Here is a 19590-nt window from a genome sequence, read left to right as displayed (position 1 = left end):
GTGAAAACGACCGGAGTTTGTTGAGAGGCGGCGGCGCCAACAGCCGCGACGGTTCTGCCGAGCCGTTTCCACAAACTACGCCGTCATCCTGAGGCGTCGTCGCGCAGCGACGGCCTCGAAGGATGGGCCGCAGGCACCCGGCGCCGCATCCTTCGAGGCTCGCCAAGAGGCGAGCGCCTCAGGATGACGACGGAGAGTTCCACACAATCCGCTCACCTGACACCGCGACCGTTGACGCCCGTTCAGCGCGCCCTTCCCTTGGGTGATCGACCAGAAGGCAGGACTGGAAATCGTGCCAGTCCTGGCACATGCTGCGGCCTATGCCACGGAGGCGCCGATGGCCGATCCACGCCGCGTCAAGCTATTCCGGATTGGCCGCCACCAGGCCGTCCGTATCCCCGTTGAATTCGAATTGCCCGGCGATAAGGCGATCATGCATCGCGATGGCGACCGACTGGTAATCGAGCTGGTACGCAAACGCGGCTTGCTGGCGCTGCTCGACAGCATGGAGCCGTTTACTGAACCGTTCCCAGACGTCGACGAGGGACTGGCGCCAGTACGGGGCAACATGCTTTGAGCCGTTTCCACAGACACGCCGTCATCCTGAGGCGCCGTCGCGCAGCGACGGCCTCGAAGGATGGGCCGCGAGCGCCCGTGGCCGGCCAGTCGCAGCAGAACGAGATCACCCGCCGCCTCGCCGCCTGGGCCGCGATCCTCGCAGTGCCCACGGCCGTCGCCGGCATCTACGGCATGAACTTCGAGCACATGCCAGAGCTGAAATGGGAATACGGCTACCACACGGTGATCGGCGGCATCGCGGCGATCTGCGGATTCTTGTATCTGCGGTTCCGGCATTACGGGTGGCTGTAAGCCGCAAGCTGCGAAACAAAAAGCGCTTGCTTTACAGCGGCATCCGCAAGTCGAGCGGCCCGCTCGGCAGGAATTCGCCGGCATAGGTGCGGCGGTGGATTTCCTCGGCGGTGGCGCCCGCCGCTCGCGCTTCCAGCAGACGGTCGCCGTCGAAGGCGACTCCGATCGGGTTGGCGGCAAATTCGGGCGAGGTCCTCATCCATTGCGTGGAGAGCTCCCAGTCGCCGAACGTATCGCATTGAAGTTCGACGCTGTTGCCGTCGGGATCGACGTAATAGATCGACAGCGTCATGCCATGGTCGAGCGCCATGTGCGGCTCGATGCCGTCCTCCTTGAGACGCGCATAGGTGTCGAGCAGGCCATCCATGTCGGCGAATTCGAAGGCGATGTGATGCAACCCGGTGTGCGCCAGTTTAGCGGGATCATCGGAGATCGCAGGGCTGGCAAGCAGAGCCAGCCGATGGTTGGCACTATCATTGCTCAGCCAGGTGCCGCCGGGAAACGCAAAATGCACGTTCATGCCGGCAACAACGCCGTACCACGCAACCATGTCCTCCATGCGCGTGGTCTTTAGCGTCACGTGATGAAGCTGCGGAATGTGAATGGGATGACGGATCATCGTTTTCTCCGGATAGCGACGCTCATTGGACGGCGTCGCGGATCACAGGGATAGTATTACGGATCGATGCGCCGAATTCCAGAGGCCTGTAGCGTCCTGCTGCCGCCAATTGCCCGGATGCCTTGCATCGAATCGTTACCGAACGTCACTTATTTCTGACACTTCGGGCACCAGAACGTCGAGCGCCCGTTCTGCACGAAGCGTTTGACGATGCCGCCGCAGCCGTCGGTCTGGCACGGCTCGCCTTCGCGGTCGTAGACCTGGAACGAGTGCTGGAAGTAGCCGAGCTCGCCGGAGGTCTGGCGGTGATCGCGCAGCGACGAGCCGCCGGCCTTGATCGCCTGGTTCAGCACGGCGTGGATCGCCTCGACCAGTTTGGCGGCGCGCTCGGTGGGCTCGCCCTTCTTGGTCGACAGCGTCGCGGCCAGCCGGCGCGGCGACAGATGCGACCGGAACAGCGCCTCGCAGACATAGATATTGCCGAGGCCGGCGACCACACGCTGGTCGAGCAGCGCGGCCTTCAGGCTGACCTTCTTGCCGGCCAGGGCTGACGCCAGCATCGCTGCGTCGAAGGCGTTGCCGAGCGGCTCGGGGCCAAGGTCCTTCAGCAGCGGTTCGTTCTCGATCTCGCTGCGGGCGAAAATCTTCATGAAGCCGAAGCGGCGCGGGTCGTTGTAGATGATCGAGACCCCCGACGACATGTGCAGCACCACGTGGTCGTGGGCGCGCTCGTCGCTGCGCGGATGGTGGAACGCGCCGGGCATCGCTTGCGTGCCGTCGGACACCACGCGAAACGAGCCGGACATGCCCAGATGCATCAGCAGCACGTCGCCGGAATCGAGGTCCGCCAGCAGGTACTTTGCCCGGCGGCCGAGGCTGGTGACCGTGCGCCCGGTCAGCCGGGCGGCGAGATCCGGCTGGAAGGCAAACCGCAGGTCGGGCCGGCGCAGTTCGACGCGGTCGATGCGAAAACCCTCCATGGCCGGCTGCAGGCCGCGGCGGACGGTCTCGACTTCGGGGAGTTCGGGCATGCTTCTATGTCATTCACCTTGAGACGGGGACGTGATAGCGCCATTGCGGCGGCCACGCTATGGTCCGCCGCGATGAGGCTTTTGGATGAAAACCATGGATAAGGGCGGCGAAACCACCCATTTCGGCTTCCGGGACGTCCCCGTGGACGACAAGCAGACGCTGGTGAACGACGTGTTCCACAGCGTGGCGAAGCGCTACGACCTGATGAACGACCTGATGTCGATGGGGCTGCATCGCGTCTGGAAGGATGTGATGATCCAGGCGCTCAACCCGCCGCGGAATGACGCGCCGTTCGCGCTGCTCGACGTGGCCGGCGGCACCGGCGACATCTCGTTTCGCGCGGCCAAGGCCTCCGGCTATGGCTTCCACGCCACCGTCTGCGACATCAATTCGGGGATGCTGGACGTCGGCCGCGAACGCGCCATCGCCCAGCACTTCGACGACCGCGTCGATTTCATCGAGGGCAATGCCGAAGAACTGCCGTTTCCCGACAAGAGCTTCGACGCCTACACCATCGCCTTCGGCATCCGCAACGTGCCGCGCATCGACCGCGCGCTCGCTGAAGCCTATCGCGTGCTGAAGCCCGGCGGCCGCTTCCTGTGCCTGGAATTCTCCGCCGTCGACATCCCCGGCCTCGACAGGATCTACGACCTGTTCTCGTTCAAGCTGATCCCGCCGATGGGCAAGGCGGTGACCGGCGACGCCGAATCCTACCAGTATCTGGTGGAATCGATCCGCAAGTTTCCCAGGCCCAACATTTTCTCGGAGATGATCCGCAGCGCCGGCTTTTCCCGCGTCAATCATCAGAGCCTGTCCGGCGGCATCGTCGCCCTGCATTCGGGCTGGCGTTTGTGATCTCTGCCATCACCCACATGGCGCGGCTCGCCCGCGCCGGTTTCGTGTTCGCGCGCGAAGGCGTGTTCGGCGTCGTCGATCCCTCCTTGGTGCCGCCGCCCGGCCAGCTCGCGCTGCGCATCGCCCGGCTGATCGAGCGGCCGGGCGTCAAGTCCGGCCCGCGGCTGTCGCGCGCGCTGACGCGGCTCGGCCCGGCCTATCTCAAGCTCGGACAGTTTCTGGCAACGCGGCCCGACGTGGTCGGCGTCGCCATGGCCCGCGATCTCGAAAGCCTGCAGGACCGGCTGCCGCCGTTCTCCATGACCGAAGCCGAAGGCGTGGTCGCGGCGTCGCTGGAACGCCCGGTGGCGCAGCTCGCTTACCAGCTTCGGCCCGCCGGTGGCGGCGGCCTCCATCGCCCAGGTGCATCGCGCCGAGGTCGAGCACAGAGGCGCGCGCCGCTCCGTCGCGGTCAAGGTGCTGCGGCCGAATGTTGCCGCGCGCTTCCGCCGCGACCTCGGCGATTTCTTCTTCGTCGCCAACAAGGCCGAGCAGTTCTCAGCCGAGGCGCGCCGGCTGCGGCTGATCGAGATCATCAATATCATGTCGCGCTCGGTCGCCATGGAGATGGACCTGCGGCTGGAAGCCGCCGCTCTGTCGGAGATGGCGGAGAACACTCGCGACGATCCCGACTTCCGCGTGCCGCAGGTCGACTGGGACCGCACCTCGCATAACGTGCTCACCATGGAATGGATCGACGGCATCGCGCTGAACGATCACGAGCGGCTCGCGGCGTCGCAGGTCGACCTGCCCGATCTCGGCCGCAAGGTGATCCAGAGTTTTCTGCGCCACGCCCTGCGCGACGGCTTCTTCCACGCCGACATGCATCCCGGAAACCTCTTTCTGGATGACTCCGGCCGCCTCGTCGCCGTCGACTTCGGCATCATGGGCCGGCTCGGCATGAAGGAACGTCGCTTCCTCGCCGAGATCCTGCTCGGCTTCATCACCCGCGACTATCGCCGCGTCGCCGAAGTGCATTTCGAGGCCGGCTACGTGCCCGCACATCACTCGGTGGAGAATTTCGCCCAGGCCATCCGCGCCATCGGCGAGCCGATCCACAACCGCACGGCCGAAGAAATTTCCATGGCCAAGCTGCTGACCCTGCTGCTCGAGGTCACCGGCCTGTTCGACATGCGCACGCGGCCGGAGCTGATCCTGCTGCAGAAGACCATGGTGGTGGTCGAGGGCGTCGCGCGCAGCTTCGATCCGAAGCTCGACATCTGGAAGGTCGCTGACCCCGTGGTCCGCGAATGGATCGAACGCAACCTCGGACCGCTCGGCAAGATCCAGGGCGCCATGTCCGGCGCCGGCGAACTCGGTCGCATCGTCTCCGGCCTGCCGGCGATCGCGACGCGCGCGGTGGCGGCGCTCGAGCAGCTGGAAGAGATGAGCCGCAACGGGATGCGGCTCGACGCCGAAACCATCGCAGCGATTGCCCGGGCACGGGCACGGCAGTCGCGCTGGCGCACCGTCGGCATCTGGGTCATCGCGCTGACCTTCATCGGCATCCTCCTGTCGGTGCGCTGACGCCGAATTGATTGCAGTGCTTTCATTATGTGATAGCATTGCAATCAAACGACGGTGGATGCGACCATGGCCAGCCTGACAATCCGGAAACTCGACGACGCCATCCGCGACGAATTGCGGCTCCGCGCCGCCCGCAACGGCCGGTCGGTGGAGGACGAGGTGCGGGTGATCCTGCGCGACGCGTCGCAAAATCGCCCCGGGTTTGCCGCAACGCCGTCGCAAGAAATTTCGACCCCGAACGACGCCCCGCCGCAGCCCCGGAACGTGACCGGCCAGCCCCGCGTCACCCTGATCATCGGCGGCGGCATCGCCGCCTACAAGGCGCTCGACCTGATCCGGCGGCTGAAGGAGCGGCACATCCATGTCCGGGTGGTGCTGACCCGCGCCGCAACCCAATTCGTCACCCCGCTCGCGGCCTCCGCCCTGTCCAACGAGCGCTGCTACACCGACCTGTTCGATCCGCAGAGTGAATTCGACGCCGGCCACATCCGCCTCGCGCGCGAATGCGATCTCGTGATCGTCGCGCCGGCGACCGCCGACCTGATGGCCAAGATGGCCAATGGCCATGCCGACGACCTCGCCACCGCGACGCTGCTCGCGTCCAATCGCCCGATCCTGCTGGCGCCGGCGATGAATCCGCTGATGTGGAACAACGCCGCCACCCGCCGCAACGTCGCGCAGTTGCAGCGCGACGGCATCGCGATGATCGGCCCCAATGCCGGCGAGATGGCCGAAGCCAACGAAGCCGGCACTGGCCGCATGGCCGAGCCGACGGAGATCGCCAACGCCGCCGATGCGATGCTGCGACCGCCGCAGGCGCAGCCACTCAAGGGCCGGGGCGTGCTGATCACCGCAGGCCCCACCCACGAGCCGATCGATCCGGTGCGCTACATCGCCAATCGCTCCTCCGGCAAGCAGGGCTATGCCATCGCAGCCGCGGCGGCCGCGGCCGGCGCCGAGGTGGTGCTCGTGTCGGGTCCAGTGGAATTGAAGGATCCCGCTGGTGTGACGGTGACGCGGGTCGAATCCGCGCGCGACATGCTCGCCGCTGTCGAAGCCGCTCTGCCCGTCGATATCGCGATCTTCGCCGCCGCCGTCGCCGATTGGCGCGTGGTCAGCGAGGGCGCGCAAAAGCTGAAGAAGGATGGCAAGGCGCTGCCGCCGCTGCAGCTCACGGAGAATCCCGATATCCTCGCGACGGTTTCGAAGCTGCACGACAACCGGCCGCCGCTGGTGATCGGCTTTGCCGCAGAAACCGAACACCTCATCGACAATGCGAAAGCCAAGATCGCGCGCAAGGGCTGCGACTGGATCGTCGCCAACGATGTCTCGCCTGCGACCGGTATCATGGGCGGCGACCGCAACACCGTGCATCTGTTGACGCGCAACGACGACGGCGACATCGGCGTTGATTCCTGGCCGGCGATGAGCAAAGAGCAGGTCGCGACAGCCTTGGTCGCGCGCATCGCCGAAACCGTCACGAAAGAAAAGTCATGAGCGCCCCCGTCATCGTCGATGTCCAGCAACTCGCCCACGCCGAAGGACTCGCTTTGCCGGCCTATCAGACCGCCCATGCCGCCGGTCTCGACCTGCTGGCCGCGGTACCCGGCGACGCGCCGCTCGTTCTCGACGCCGGCAAGCACGCGCTGGTGCCGACCGGCCTGACCATCGCGCTGCCGTCGGGCTACGAGGCACAGGTGCGACCGCGCTCCGGCCTCGCCGCCAAGCACGGCGTCACCGTGCTCAACGCGCCCGGCACCATCGACGCCGACTATCGCGGCGAAATCGGCGTGCTGCTGATCAACCACGGCACTGCGCCGTTCACGATCCACCGCGGCGAACGCATCGCGCAGATGGTGATCGCGCCGGTCGCCCGCGCGGAACTCGTGGTGGCTTCTGCGTTGACTGCGACCGAGCGCGGCAGCGGCGGCTTCGGTTCCACCGGGCGCTGACGCGCTTTTCGCCACACGTCGCGAAAATTAAATTCAAACGACTCGCATTTTTCCGCCGGCCGCTTTGCGTTCACGGTCTGGACTCTTACCCGCTGACTCCCGAAGAGGATAAAGTCAATCGATTCGCGATCGGTGGGGGATGCCGGTCGAGGACTCGTGTGGTTTTGGGGCGAATAATGTCAGGCGTGATCGCGGCGATGCGTCGGACTTTGCTTTCGTGCACTTCACTGGTGCGCGACGGCGTTGTTGGCCTTGGCGCGTCCGTGGTCTGGGCGACCTCAGGAGCCCGCGCTGCCGCCGATCCCCTAACCGACGGCAATCTCGCTACCTTTTTCGAACTCGATCGCCAGGAGATCGCCGCGCTCACCATGGCGCTGGCGGTGCTCGGCTTTTCCGTCGTTGCCACGATCCTGCTGATGCGCACGCGAATCCGCGCTGCAAAGACCGAGGTGCGGCTACGCAGCGACCTGCACGGGCTGCAGGTCGAGGCCGACCGTTTTCGCGCACTGCTGTTTGCGGAACCGCAGGTACTGATCTCATGGGCGGCGGGCGACACCCGCCCCGAAATCTCCGGCGACACGTCCCTGGTGATGTCGCAAGATCCGCAGGCTCATCAGCCACAGCGCATCCTGGCCTTTGGAACCTGGCTGTCGCCCGAGCCCGCGCTGCTGATGGACCATGCGGTCGACGCGCTGCTCGATGCCGGCGAAGGATTTCTGCTCAACCTCACCACTTCGACAGGTCGCGCCATCGAGGCCATGGGCCGCGCCATCGGTGGCCAGGCCATCGTTCGGATCCGAGAACTCAGCGGCCTGCGCCGCGAACTTGCCGAGATGACGCTGCGCTACAAGCAGCTGTCGGAAGAGACCGAAACCCTGCGCGGCTTCGCCGCCGCAGCGCCGTGGCCGATCTGGGCGAGGGACGCCAAGGGCGCATTGAGCTTCGCCAACGCCGCTTACGCGCGCGCCACCGAAGCCAGCAATCCCGCCGACGCCATCACCCGCAACCTGGAACTGCTCGACAGCGAAGACCGCGGCAACATGGCCCAGGCGCTGAACGACAACCAGCCGTTCGAAGCGCGTGTGCCGATCGTCATGGGCGGCGAGCGCCGGATCTATGACGTGCACGCGCTCAATGTCTCCGGCGGCAGCGCCGGCATGGCGATCGACGCCTCCGAAGCCTCGGCGCTGTCAGCCGCGCTGGTGCGGATGGCGGAGGCGCACCGCCGGACCCTCGATCAATTGTCATCCGGCGTCGCGGTGTTCGACGGACAGCGACGGCTGGCGTTCTACAATGACTCCTATCGCCGGCTGTGGGATCTCGACCGCGCCTTCCTCGACAACAATCCTGACGATTCCAGCGTGCTCGACCGTCTCCGTGCCGCGCGAAAGTTGCCGGAGCAGCCGGATTTCCGCGCCTGGAAGACCAAGCTGCATGAAGCCTACCGTGCCATCGAGCCCGCCAAGGATGTCTGGTATCTGCCGGATGGCCGCGCGCTCAGCATCGTCACCACGCCCAATCCCGAAGGCGGCGTCACCTATCTGTTCGACGACGTCACCGAAAGCCTCGAACTGGCGCGGCGCTTCGACGGGTTGATCCGGGTGCAACGCGAGACCCTGGACAACCTTGCCGAAGCGGTCGCGGTGTTCGGCAGCAACGGCCGCGCGCAGTCGTTCAATCCCGCTTTCGCGAAAATGTGGAAGCTGTCCGACGAGGCGCTGCAGCAGCATCCGCATATCGAGACCGTGGAAGGCTGGTGCCGGCCGCTGTTCGACGACACCTCGGCCTGGCAGACCCTGCGCGGCGCCATTACCGGCATCGAAAATCGCGTCGCGGTGCCGCTGAAGCTGGAGCGCAAGGACGGCAGCGTGCTGGGCTGCATGACCATGCCGCTGCCCGACGGCGCCACCATGCTGACGTTCCAGGATATTTCGGACGCCGAGAACGTCGAGCGCGCGTTGCGCGAGCGCAACGAGGCGCTGGAAGCCGCCGACCAGATGAAGGTCGACTTCGTCCACCACGTCTCCTACGAGCTGCGCTCGCCCCTCACCACCATCATCGGCTTCGCGCATTTCCTCAGCGACCCCTCGACCGGCCCGCTGACCGACAAGCAGGCCGAATATCTCAGCTACATCACCACCTCGACCAATGCGCTGTTGGCGATCATCAATAACATCCTCGATCTCGCCACCATCGACGCCGGCGCCATGACGCTGAATCTCGGCCCGATCGACATCCGCAAGACCATCGACGCTGCGGCCGAGGGTATCCAGGACCGGCTGGCGCGCGACCGCATCACGCTGCAGGTCGACGTCGATCCCGGCATCGGAAATTTCACCGGCGACGAACGCCGGGTGGTGCAGGTGCTGTACAATCTGCTCGCCAACGCCGTCGGCTTCTCACCGCAGGATGCAGCGATCTCCCTGAGCGTCCGCCGTTCGGACCACAATGTGGTGTTCGCCGTGACCGATGCCGGGCCGGGCATTGCGCCTGACGTGAAGGACAAGGTATTCGACTGGTTCGAGAGCCATTCGAACGGCTCACGCCATCGCGGCGCCGGACTCGGCCTGTCGCTGGTGCGCTCCTTCGTCGAGCTGCATGGCGGCAAGGTGCGGGTCGACTCCGTCGTCGGCAAGGGTACCACCGTCACCTGCGACTTCCCGCTCGACCAGACCGCGCATCGCAACGCCGCCGAATGAGCGCACCCGCGACATTTTCGCTGGCGCTGGTCAACGAAGCCGCCACCGCCGACCTGATGGCCGATCTCGCGCTACTGATCGGTCCCGGCGATGTCATCACCCTGTCCGGTGATCTCGGCGCGGGCAAGACCGCGGCGGCGCGGGCGATGATCCGCTACCTCGCCGGCGACGATGAGCTGGAAGTGCCGAGCCCGACCTTCACACTGGTCCAGGGTTACGAGCTGCCGTCGTTCCCGCTGGTTCACGCCGACCTCTACCGCGTCAACGATCCCATCGAACTCGAGGAGATCGGCCTGTCGCCGCTGCCGGACGGCGCGGTGGCGCTGATCGAATGGCCGGAGCGCGCGCCCGGAGCGCTGCCCGAGGACCGCATCGACATCGCGCTCAGCCATCGTCCGGCGCTGGGCTCGTCGGCGCGCGCCGCCGAGATCACCGGCTATGGCAAGGCCACCGCCGTGGTCGCGCGCCTGCAGGCGCTGCGCGGCTTTCTCGATGGCGCGCGCTACCTCGACGCGAAACGCCAGCGCATGGCCGGCGACGCCTCGACCCGCTCCTATGCGCGGCTGACCCGCGACGACGGCGTGGTGATCCTGATGAACGCGCCGCGCAAGCCGGACGGCGCGGCCGCCTATGGCGGCAAGTCCTACAGCGCCGCGGTGCATCTGGCGCAGGAAGTGACGCCGTTCGTGGCCATCGCCAACGGCCTGCGCAAATTCGGCTTCTCTGCACCGGCGATCCATCACGCCGACCTCGACGCAGGATTCCTGATCACCGAGGATTTCGGCACCGCGAGCTTTATCGAAGGCGATCCCCCGGCGCCGATCGCCGAGCGCTACCAGGCGGCGACCGACATGTTGGCCGAGCTGCATGGCCAGACATTGCCGGAGACCCTGCAGGTGGCGCCGGGGATCAGCTATGCCATTCCGGTGTTCGACACCGAGGCGCTGCTGGTCGAAGTCGGGCTGATGCCGGAATGGTACCTGCCGGATCGCGACGCCGCGCCCCCCGCGGAGATCCACGCGGAATTCATCGCCATGTGGCGCGAGCTGCTGGCCATCCCGGCGGCGGCGCCGAAGACCTGGGTGCTGCGCGATTTCCACTCACCCAATCTGATCTGGCTCGCCGACCGTGTGGAAACCCGGCGGGTCGGCGTCATCGACTTCCAGGATACCGTCCTCGGTCCTGCTGCCTATGACCTGGTGTCGCTGCTGCAGGACGCCCGGATCGACATCCCCGAATCCCTCGAACTGACCCTGCTGACGCGCTATGTCAAAACCCGCCGCGCCGCCGATCCGGATTTTGACCCCGCCGGTTTCGTCGAGCTTTACGCGGTCATGTCGGCCCAGCGGAATACCCGCCTGCTCGGCACCTTCGCGCGGCTCAACCGGCGCGACGGCAAGCCGCAATACCTGCGGCACCAGCCACGGCTCTGGACCTATCTGAATCGCTCGCTGGCGCACCCGACTCTGGCCGCATTTCGGGCCTGGTATGCGGCAAATGTACCACCGCCGCTGAATTGACCCGTGCTTTTACAGGTTATTAGCCCCGGCGCGCCTATTTTGGGTGCGTATTCCGTCGAGATCGGCGGGATTGGGCGGTTCCGGTGGAAGAGGTGAGCACATGGCAACGACAGAACGGCGCAAGGGTGAGCGCGTCGTATTCGAGCGTGGCTTCCCGGCGCATATGATGGGCATCGACGGCACCTGGCGTCGCGCCTGCACCATGGAAGACATTTCTGAGGTTGGCGCCAAGCTGACCGTCGAGGGCTCGGTCGAGGGGCTGCATCTCAAGGAGTTCTTCCTGCTGCTGTCATCGACCGGTCTGGCCTATCGCCGCTGCGAACTGGCCTGGGTCAACGGCGACCAGATCGGCGTCAATTTCCTCAAGCAAGGCGACAAGAAGAAAAAGTCCAAGCGGTCGGAGAGCGAAGAGACCGCCTGAACCGTGGACGCCCGGGAGGATGTCGCATCGGCGTCATGCCCTCCGCCTATGGCTTGATCGATTCAAGCACCCCCGGCCGGCTCATGCTATGATCCGGTCAGAATTTGAGACCGCCAGCGATTTGTCGAGACCGATTCGATCATGTCCGTGAAACCCCGCAAAGCCATGGTCCTCGCCGCCGGTTTCGGCCTGCGGATGCGCCCGCTTACCGATCACATGCCGAAGCCGCTGGTCCAGGTCGCCGGCAGCGCCCTGCTGGACCACGTGCTCGACAAGCTGGCCGAGGTTGGCGTCGAGGAAGCTGTAGTCAACGTGCACTACCTGCCCGACCAGATCATCGATCACGTCGCCACCCGCACGAATCCCCGGGTCGTCATCTCCGACGAGCGCGACATGGTGCTCGGCACCGGCGGCGGCGTGGTGAAGGCGCTGCCCTTGCTGGGCAACGAACCGTTCTACCATCTCAACGCCGATACCATGTGGATCGACGGCGTGCGGCCCAATCTGGCGCGGCTCGCCGAAGCCTTCGACCCGGCGAAAATGGATATCCTGCTCTTGATGGCGCCGACCGCCAGCAGCATCGGCTATTCCGGATCCGGCGACTACGCCATGCTGCCGGACGGCACGCTGCGCCGCCGCAGGGAAAACCAGGTGGTGCCGTTCGTCTATGCCGGCGTTGCGATCATGTCGCCGGCGCTTTTCGCCGGTGCGCCGGCCGGCGAATTCCCGCTGACGCAACTGTTCGATCGCGCCAATGAGCAGGAACGCCTTTACGGGCTGCGGCTCGACGGCGTCTGGATGCATGTCGGCACGCCCGATGCCGTGCATGCCGCCGAAGAGGCGTTTCTCGCCAGCGTGGCCTGAGACCTCGCCTCCTCCCTGACTCCCGCCACCTTGCTGCCCATGCCATGATGCATCCTGTTCGCGAATCAGGATGCCCATGCGCGTATTCAGTGTTCCATCGTCGGCGCCGTTTCTGCGCACGGTCATCACGGCGCTGGTCGATGGCGATCTGGTCGAGGGGTTTTCCGCGCGTAGCCATCCCGAGCGACTGGCAGAGGCGACGCTCTATCTGCCGACCCGCCGCGCCGGGCGCATGGCCCATGAAATCTTCCTCGACGTGCTCGGCACCGACGCCGTCCTGCTGCCGCGCATCGTTCCGCTCGGCGACGTCGACGAGGACGAACTGGACTTCGCGCAGGCGATCTCGCCGGATGCGCTGGACCCGCTCGACATGCCGCCCGCGCTGGACGGGTTGCAGCGCCGGCTGCTGCTGGCGCAGCCGATTGCCGCCTGGGCCAAACAGCTCGCGCCCGGCGATCCCACGCAGGCGCCGCTGGTGGTCGGCGGCCCTGCTTCGACGCTGGCTTTGGCTGACGATCTGGCGCGACTGATGGACGACATGGCGACGCGCAAGGTCGACTGGAGCGCGCTGGACGGGCTGGTGCCGGACGCGCTCGACAAATACTGGCAGCCGACGCTGCAGTTCCTGAATATTGCGAAAGAGGTCTGGCCGCCCATACTCGCTGCGCAGGGCGCGATCGAACCGGCGAGCCGGCGAGATCTCCTGATCGACGCAGAAGCAAAGCGACTGCTGGCCCATCAGGGCGGCCCGGTGATTGCCGCAGGCTCCACCGGTTCGATGCCGACCACGGCGAAATTCCTAAAAGCCGTCGCTGAACTTCCACATGGCGCGGTGGTGCTGCCGGGCCTCGATACGGATCTCGACGACGACGCCTGGAAACTGATCGGCGGCATCAAGGATGCATTCGGTCACACCACATCGTCGGCCTCCAACCATCCGCAATTCGCCTTGCACGGATTGCTGGAACGCCTCGGCATTACCAGGCGCGACGTCGCACAACTCGGCAAAGCGGCGCTACGCGGCCGCGAGTTGCTGGCCTCCGAGGCGATGCGGCCGTCCAACGCCACCGCGCAGTGGCACCGCCGGCTCGCCGAGCCCCTGGCAATGCAGAAGATTGCCGACGGCATGCAGAACCTCGCGGTGATCGCCGCTGCCAATCCGGAAATGGAAGCGCTGGCCATCGCGGTCGCCATGCGCGAGGCGCACGAACTCGGCAAGTCGGCGGCGCTGGTGACGCCCGACCGCGCGCTGGCGCGGCGGGTGATGGCGGCGCTCGGCCGCTGGAACCTGAGCTTCGACGATTCCGGCGGCGACGCGCTGACCGACACCTCGACCGGCATTTTCGCGCGGCTCGCTGCCGAGGCCGCCGCCGAACAATTGGAGCCGGCGACCTTGCTGGCCCTGCTGAAACATCCGCTGCTGCGCCTCGGCAAGGCCGCGAGCGCATGGAAGGCGGCGATCGAGACGCTGGAGCTGGCGCTGCTGCGCGGCACACGGCCGGCTGCGGGCTGCAACGGGCTGGCGCAGGACTTTGCAAAATTTCGCGACGAACTCGGCAAGCTGAAACGCCGCGAGATCTCGATGCTGCATGCTTCGGAGCCGCGCGCCCGGCTCGATGATGCCGCACTCGACCAGGCCGCGGCCCTGATCGCGACGCTTCGCGACGCGCTGGCGCCGCTGGAGAGCATTCACCCGTCGAAGCCGGTGGATTTTTCCGATGTCGCCCGATGCCATCGGACCGTGCTCATGGCGCTGTCGCGCGATGACCAAGAAACGAGTGTCGCTTTCGAGGGACGCGAAGGAACGGCGCTGACTGCGGCGTTCGACGATCTTCTCGTCTTTGAGATCGTGGAAACAGAGTCGGGCGAAGAGAAGAGACTGCGGCTCAGCGGCCTGACGGTGCAGCTTCGCGACTATCCCGAGGTCTTCCAGACGGCGTTCGCCGACCGGGTGGTGCGACGCCCGGAGGTGGCCGATGCCAGCCTGCGCATCTACGGCCCGCTGGAAGCGCGGCTGACGCAGAATGATCGCGTCATCCTCGGCGGCCTCGTCGAAGGCATCTGGCCGCCGTCGCCGCGGATCGATCCGTGGCTTAGCCGCCCGATGCGGCACCAGCTCGGCCTCGATCTGCCGGAGCGCCGCATCGGCCTGAGCGCGCACGACTTCGCGCAGCTGCTCGGCGCCGACGACGTGATCCTCAGCCACGCGGCCAAGGTCGGCGGCGCGCCGGCGGTGGCATCGCGCTTTCTGCATCGGCTCGAAGCCGTTGCCGGCGCCGAGCGCTGGAAAGCGGCCGTCGCGGCGGGCGACAAATATGTTCAATACGCCGACGAACTGGACCGCCCGCTCGATGTGACGCCGACCGCACAGCCGATGCCGAAGCCGCCGCGCGAAGCGCGCCCGCTGCGGCTGTCGGTCACCGCCATCGAGGACTGGCTGCGCGATCCCTACACCATCTACGCCAAGTTCATCCTCAAGCTGGCGCCGCTCGATCCCGTCGACATGCCGCTGTCGGCCGCCGACAGGGGTTCGGCGATCCACGATTCGCTCGGCGATTTCACGCAAGCCTACAGCAAGGCGCTGCCGGACGATCCGGCCGCTGTGCTGCGCAAAATCGGCGAAGGCCACTTCGCGCCGCTGATGACGCGACCGGAATCGCGGGCGCTGTGGTGGCCGCGCTTCCTGCGCATCGCCGACTGGTTTGCCCGTTGGGAGACCGACCGGCGCATCAATGTCGCCGGCATCGACGCCGAAGTGCGCGGCGAGATTGCGATCCCGCTCGCAGGCGACCGCGTCTTTTATCTGTCGGCTCGTGCCGACCGCATCGAGCATCGCAACGACCGCACCTTCGCGATCCTCGATTACAAGACCGGCCAGCCGCCCACCGGCAAGCAGGTTCGCATGGGCCTGTCGCCACAGCCGACGCTGGAAGCCGCGATCCTGCGTGAAGGCGGCTTCAAGGGCATTGCTGCCGGTGCCTCGGTCAGCGAACTCGTCTATGTCCGGCTCAGCGGCAACAATCCGCCCGGCGAGGAGCGCGTGCTCGAACTGAAGATCGAGCGCAAGGACGAGCCGCAATATCCCGACGAGGCCGCCGACGAGGCGCGCGCCAAGCTCGAAGGCCTGATCCGCAAGTTCGAGAACGAGGCGACGCCCTATGCCTCGCTGAACCTGTCCATGTGGTCGAACCGCTACGGCAGCTACGACGATCTCGCGCGGATCAAGGAATGGTCGGCCGCCGGCGACGCCGGAGCCGAATCTTGAGCGGCCCGCGCACCATTCCCGACGCCGCGCGCGCCAAGCAAGCGCTGGCGTCGGATCCCGGCGCCTCGGTGTTCGTCTCGGCCAATGCCGGCTCCGGCAAGACCTATGTGCTGGTCAATCGGGTGATCCGGCTGCTACTCGACGGCGTGCCGCCGGAAAAGATCCTGTGCGTCACCTTCACCAAGGCTGCCGCCGCCAACATGGCGGAGCGGGTGTTCAGCAAGCTCGGCCACTGGGTGAGCCTCGACGATACCGCGCTCGACGCCGAGATCCGCAATGCCGGCGTCGGCAAGCTCGATAGCAGGATGCGGATGCGGGCGCGCGAACTGTTCGCCTGCGCGCTGGAGACGCCGGGCGGGCTGAAGGTGCAGACCATCCACGCGCTGTGCACGCGGCTGCTGCAGCAGTTTCCGTTCGAGGCCAATGTCCCGGCGCGCTTCAGCGTGCTCGACGACCGCGACCAGAACGAGATGATGGAGCGGGCGTCATTGGCGGTGCTGCTGCAGGCCGCCGCCGCGCCGGACAGCGGCGAGGGCCGCGCGCTGGCGATCGCCATGACCTCGGCCGCCGACGTCACCTTCCGCGACGTGGTGCGCGAGGCCTCGCTCAGCCGCGACCAGTTTCTCGCCTGGATCGCACGCGCCGGCTCGACCGACGCGGCGATGGCGCAACTGACTGCAGCACTCGGCGTGGCGGCGGACGATTCCACCGAAGCCGTAGAGCTGGACATCGTCGATGGACCGCATCTGCCGCGGCGGCGCTGGAAAGACGCGGCGGGGATATTTGCCGGTGGCACCAAGACCGACAACGACCAGGCCGGCCGTCTGCGCACGGCGCTGGACTTCCACGGCGCAGCGCAGGTCGACGAATATCTCCGGGTGTTCTTCACCGCCAGCATGGAGCCGCGCAAGGCGCTCGCCACCAAGAAGATCAATGACGGCCATCCCAACCTTGCCGCCACGCTGAAGAACGAGTGCGAGCGTCTGTCCGGCCTGCTGGCGCGCCGCCGCGCGGTGGCCATGCGCGAGCGCACCCAGGCGCTGCTGGTGATCGCCGGCAATGTCGCCGAGAACTATCGCCGCGAGAAGAACGAGCGCGGCCTGCTCGACTATGATGACCTGATCGACAGGACCCTAGCCATGCTGGACAACGTGTCCTCGGCCTGGGTGCATTTCAAGCTCGACCGCGGTGTCGACCACGTGCTGATCGACGAGGCGCAGGACACCAGCCCGCGACAGTGGGACATCGTCACCCATCTGATCTCCGAATTCACCACCGGCGAAGGTGCGCGCGACGGCGTCAAGCGCACCGTGTTCGCGGTGGGCGACGAGAAACAGTCGATCTTTTCGTTCCAAGGCGCCGTTCCCCGCGAATTCGCCGACCGCCGGCAGTATTTCAAGACGCGGTTCGAGGCTGCCGGCCTGAAGTTCGATCCCGTGGCCTTCACCTATTCGTTCCGCTCCGGTGCGGCGATCCTGCAGTCCGTCGATCATGTGTTTCGCGACGAGGCGATCTATCGCAGCATTCACGCGGAGAACGCCTATCCGATCCACGAGTCGCTCGCCGACGCCGGCCCCAGCCTGATCGACCTGTGGGAATTGCAGCAGCCCGATGAGCGCCAGGATCTCGAAGGCTGGCAGGCGCCATTCGATGCGGTCTCCGAGACCAGTCCCGAAGTGAAGCTGGCGCGCCGCGTGCAAGCGGAGATCAGGACGTTGATCGCCGAGGGCACCGAAACCGGCGCCATCGGCAAGCGGCGACGCTTGCGCTATGGCGACATGCTGGTGCTGGTGCGCCGCCGCGGCAAGGCCTTCAATGCTATCATCCAGGCGCTGAAGCATGCCGGCATTCCGGTCGCCGGTGCCGACCGGCTGAAGCTCACCGAACATATCGCTATCATCGACCTGATGAATCTGGCCGACGCGCTGCTGCTGCCGCAGGACGATCTGGCGCTGGCGACAGCCTTGAAGAGCCCGCTGTTCGGCCTCGACGACGACGACCTGTTCAAGCTGGCCTGGGATCGCCCGGGCTCGCTGCGCGCCGCCCTCGATCACCACGCCGCCGGCGACGGCAAGCTCAACGGCGCGCTCAAACGACTTGCGGCCTGCGAGCGGCGCTTCGCCGGCGAAACGCCGTTTTCGTTCTATGCGTGGCTGCTCGGCGGCGACGGCGGCCGCGCAAAAATCCTGCGCCGGCTCGGCCACGAGGCCAATGACGCACTCGACGAATTTCTCGAACTGGCGCTGGGCTATGAGCGCAAGGCGCCTGCCTCGCTGCAGGGATTTGTCGCGTGGCTGCGCGCCGCCGACACCGAGGTAAAGCGCGACATGGAAATCTCGCGCGACGAGGTCCGCGTCATGACCGTGCACGGCGCCAAGGGGCTCGAGGCGCCTGTGGTGTTCCTGGTCGACACCACCTCGTCGCCGGCGGATCTCGCAACGTCTCAACCTGATCCATCTGCCGCAGGGCAATGCCGCGCCGAACACGGCGGGCGTGGTGGTGTGGGCCGGCAAGAAGGCCGACGATCCGCCGGCCGTGGCGACCGCCCGCGCCGCGATGATCGAGGAGACCGAGGACGAGTATCGCCGGCTGCTCTACGTGGCGATGACCCGCGCCGCCGACCGGCTGATCGTCGGCGGCTGCATGCCGGGGAACCGCAACGAAGTGCGGCCGCTGTCGTGGTACGACCTGATCTGCAAAGGGCTGGAGAATTCCGGCCTGCACATGCAGACGGTGCCGCCGCCGGACGGCGTGGTGAAACGCTATTCGCGGCTCGAAGACGCCACGCCGCCGCCGGGAACCACGACGGCCGCTGCGGCTGTTGCGCCGATCGCGCTGCCGGCGTGGCTGCGCGCGCAAGTCACCGCCGAGCCGCGCCGCGACCATGTGCTGCGGCCATCGGAGTCCGACGCCGGCGAGCGCCGTCTCAAGAACGGCGAATCCGATCAGGAACGCAAGATGGCGTTGCAGCGCGGCACGCTGGTGCACCGACTGCTGCAATCGCTGCCGGATGTGGACATCGCACGCCGCAGCGATGCCGCTTTGCGCTTCCTGGCCCGCAACGCTGCGGACTGGAGCGACAGCGCGCGCGCGGCGCTGGCCGCGCAATTGCTGGCATTGGTCGACGACGCCCGCTTTGCGCCCCTGTTTGCACCGGGCAACCGCGCCGAGGTGGCGATCGCCGGCCGGCTCGGCCCGCGCAAACGAATCGTCTCCGGCCGGATTGACCGGCTGGCGGTGACGCCAAGCGAGGTCTGGATCGTCGATTACAAGACCAACCACGCGCCGCCACGCAAGGCGACCGAGGCGCCGGACAGCTATGTCAGCCAGTTGGCCCAATATCGCGCGGTGCTGGCCAGGCTTTATCCCGACAGGCCCGTCCGGGCCGCCCTGCTCTGGACCGAGAGCCTTGAAATGATGGAGATTTCTGCCCCCGCGCTGGACGCAGCACTGCTCACCATCATCTCGCCGTGAGCAAACCTTGACCCGGCAAGGGTGCGTTCATAGGTTGGATGCATCATCCCAGCGCGATTCATCCGACGCGCTCTCTCACCAACAGAACGAGGAATACAATGGCCGTTGGCAAGGTTTCTGACGCCGATTTCGAAGCCGAAGTGCTCAAGGCGACCGGCCCGGTGGTTGTCGATTTCTGGGCCGAATGGTGCGGCCCCTGCCGCATGATCGGACCGGCGCTCGACGAGATTTCCACTGCCATGGGCGACAAGGTCACGATCCTGAAGCTCAATGTGGACGAGAACCCGAAGACCGCCTCGAAATACGGCGTAATGTCGATCCCGACCCTGATGATCTTCAAGGGTGGCGAGATGGCCTCGCGCCAGGTCGGCGCCGCGCCGAAGCAGAAGCTGCAGCAGTGGATCACCGCTGCGGTCTGATCGCTTCCCGCTGATTGTTTTGACGGCCGGTGAC

Annotated in this window: 12 protein-coding genes and 3 pseudogenes; 13 read left to right on the top strand and 2 right to left on the bottom strand. The window is 66.4% G+C overall.

Annotation, left to right across the window (positions count from 1 at the left end):
• Positions 1 to 337: 337 nt before the first annotated feature.
• Positions 338 to 577: an antitoxin gene (locus ACUXVA_RS07025; protein WP_265083896.1), complete on the top strand. Its 240-nt coding sequence runs from the start codon at positions 338 to 340 to the stop codon at positions 575 to 577.
• Between the two features lie 77 nt (positions 578 to 654).
• Positions 655 to 870, top strand: a pseudogene (locus ACUXVA_RS07020) (CorA family divalent cation transporter); the annotation flags it as partial.
• A 31-nt stretch (positions 871 to 901) separates the two neighbouring features.
• Here ACUXVA_RS07020 and ACUXVA_RS07015 read toward each other — a convergent pair.
• Together ACUXVA_RS07015 and mutM are read right to left on the bottom strand one after the other, a co-directional pair.
• Positions 902 to 1489 carry a VOC family protein gene (locus ACUXVA_RS07015; protein WP_265080949.1) on the bottom strand — a complete coding sequence of 196 codons (588 nt, stop codon included), beginning with the start codon at positions 1487 to 1489 and terminating at the stop codon, positions 902 to 904.
• A 149-nt stretch (positions 1490 to 1638) separates the two neighbouring features.
• Positions 1639 to 2520: a bifunctional DNA-formamidopyrimidine glycosylase/DNA-(apurinic or apyrimidinic site) lyase gene (gene mutM, locus ACUXVA_RS07010; RefSeq protein ID WP_265080950.1), complete on the bottom strand. Its 882-nt coding sequence runs from the start codon at positions 2518 to 2520 to the stop codon at positions 1639 to 1641.
• Positions 2521 to 2614: 94 nt separating this feature from the next.
• Between mutM and ubiE the strand changes: the two genes are divergently transcribed.
• The 11 genes and pseudogenes from ubiE (at position 2615) to trxA (ending at position 19556) form a co-directional block, all read left to right on the top strand.
• Positions 2615 to 3376 carry a bifunctional demethylmenaquinone methyltransferase/2-methoxy-6-polyprenyl-1,4-benzoquinol methylase UbiE gene (gene ubiE / locus ACUXVA_RS07005; RefSeq protein ID WP_265083897.1) on the top strand — a complete coding sequence of 254 codons (762 nt, stop codon included), beginning with the start codon at positions 2615 to 2617 and terminating at the stop codon, positions 3374 to 3376.
• Positions 3373 to 4942 (top strand): annotated as a pseudogene (gene ubiB, locus ACUXVA_RS07000) (2-polyprenylphenol 6-hydroxylase). Before ubiE ends, ubiB begins: the two are co-directional and overlap by 4 nt.
• 66 nt (positions 4943 to 5008) lie before the next feature.
• Positions 5009 to 6439: a bifunctional phosphopantothenoylcysteine decarboxylase/phosphopantothenate--cysteine ligase CoaBC gene (coaBC, locus tag ACUXVA_RS06995; protein ID WP_265080952.1), complete on the top strand. Its 1431-nt coding sequence runs from the start codon at positions 5009 to 5011 to the stop codon at positions 6437 to 6439.
• Entirely contained in the window at positions 6436 to 6894 is a 459-nt protein-coding gene (dut, locus tag ACUXVA_RS06990) for a dUTP diphosphatase (RefSeq protein WP_265080953.1), read from the top strand. The genes coaBC and dut overlap by 4 nt, the downstream gene beginning before the upstream one ends.
• Before the next feature lie 176 nt (positions 6895 to 7070).
• Positions 7071 to 9593, top strand: a complete 2523-nt coding sequence (locus ACUXVA_RS06985) for an ATP-binding protein (protein WP_445491419.1) — start codon at positions 7071 to 7073, stop codon at positions 9591 to 9593.
• Positions 9590 to 11113: a tRNA (adenosine(37)-N6)-threonylcarbamoyltransferase complex ATPase subunit type 1 TsaE gene (tsaE, locus tag ACUXVA_RS06980; RefSeq protein ID WP_445491417.1), complete on the top strand. Its 1524-nt coding sequence runs from the start codon at positions 9590 to 9592 to the stop codon at positions 11111 to 11113. The genes ACUXVA_RS06985 and tsaE overlap by 4 nt, the downstream gene beginning before the upstream one ends.
• Positions 11114 to 11213: 100 nt before the next feature.
• Entirely contained in the window at positions 11214 to 11534 is a 321-nt protein-coding gene (locus ACUXVA_RS06975) for a PilZ domain-containing protein (RefSeq protein ID WP_265080955.1), read from the top strand.
• A 141-nt stretch (positions 11535 to 11675) separates the two neighbouring features.
• A complete protein-coding gene (locus ACUXVA_RS06970; protein WP_265080956.1) occupies positions 11676 to 12398 on the top strand; it encodes a nucleotidyltransferase family protein in 723 nt (240 codons plus the stop codon).
• 76 nt (positions 12399 to 12474) lie between these two features.
• The gene (addB, locus tag ACUXVA_RS06965) at positions 12475 to 15663 is read left to right on the top strand and encodes a double-strand break repair protein AddB (protein WP_445491414.1); all 3189 of its coding nucleotides are present in this window, start codon (positions 12475 to 12477) and stop codon (positions 15661 to 15663) included.
• A pseudogene (addA, locus tag ACUXVA_RS06960) lies at positions 15627 to 19137 on the top strand (double-strand break repair helicase AddA). The gene addB and the pseudogene addA overlap by 37 nt, the downstream one beginning before the upstream one ends.
• A gap of 98 nt (positions 19138 to 19235) precedes the next feature.
• Complete coding sequence (gene trxA, locus ACUXVA_RS06955) at positions 19236 to 19556, top strand: thioredoxin (RefSeq protein WP_265080958.1); 321 nt, start codon at positions 19236 to 19238, stop codon at positions 19554 to 19556.
• Positions 19557 to 19590: the final 34 nt, after the last annotated feature.

It is taken from the genome of Rhodopseudomonas sp. RCAM05734 (assembly GCF_052658035.1).
The sequence above is the reverse complement of the archived record's forward strand: the minus strand, read 5'-3'. Positions and strand labels throughout refer to the sequence as shown.

Bases quoted from the DNA above. Each gene is read 5' to 3' on its own strand.
- ACUXVA_RS07025 (WP_265083896.1), top strand. From the start codon at position 338: ATGGCCGATCCACGCCGCGTCAAGCTATTCCGGATTGGCCGCCACCAG.
- ACUXVA_RS07015 (WP_265080949.1), bottom strand. From the start codon at position 1,489: ATGATCCGTCATCCCATTCACATTCCGCAGCTTCATCACGTGACGCTA.
- mutM (WP_265080950.1), bottom strand. From the start codon at position 2,520: ATGCCCGAACTCCCCGAAGTCGAGACCGTCCGCCGCGGCCTGCAGCCG.
- ubiE (WP_265083897.1), top strand. From the start codon at position 2,615: ATGGATAAGGGCGGCGAAACCACCCATTTCGGCTTCCGGGACGTCCCC.
- coaBC (WP_265080952.1), top strand. From the start codon at position 5,009: ATGGCCAGCCTGACAATCCGGAAACTCGACGACGCCATCCGCGACGAA.
- dut (WP_265080953.1), top strand. From the start codon at position 6,436: ATGAGCGCCCCCGTCATCGTCGATGTCCAGCAACTCGCCCACGCCGAA.
- ACUXVA_RS06985 (WP_445491419.1), top strand. From the start codon at position 7,071: ATGTCAGGCGTGATCGCGGCGATGCGTCGGACTTTGCTTTCGTGCACT.
- tsaE (WP_445491417.1), top strand. From the start codon at position 9,590: ATGAGCGCACCCGCGACATTTTCGCTGGCGCTGGTCAACGAAGCCGCC.
- ACUXVA_RS06975 (WP_265080955.1), top strand. From the start codon at position 11,214: ATGGCAACGACAGAACGGCGCAAGGGTGAGCGCGTCGTATTCGAGCGT.
- ACUXVA_RS06970 (WP_265080956.1), top strand. From the start codon at position 11,676: ATGTCCGTGAAACCCCGCAAAGCCATGGTCCTCGCCGCCGGTTTCGGC.
- addB (WP_445491414.1), top strand. From the start codon at position 12,475: ATGCGCGTATTCAGTGTTCCATCGTCGGCGCCGTTTCTGCGCACGGTC.
- trxA (WP_265080958.1), top strand. From the start codon at position 19,236: ATGGCCGTTGGCAAGGTTTCTGACGCCGATTTCGAAGCCGAAGTGCTC.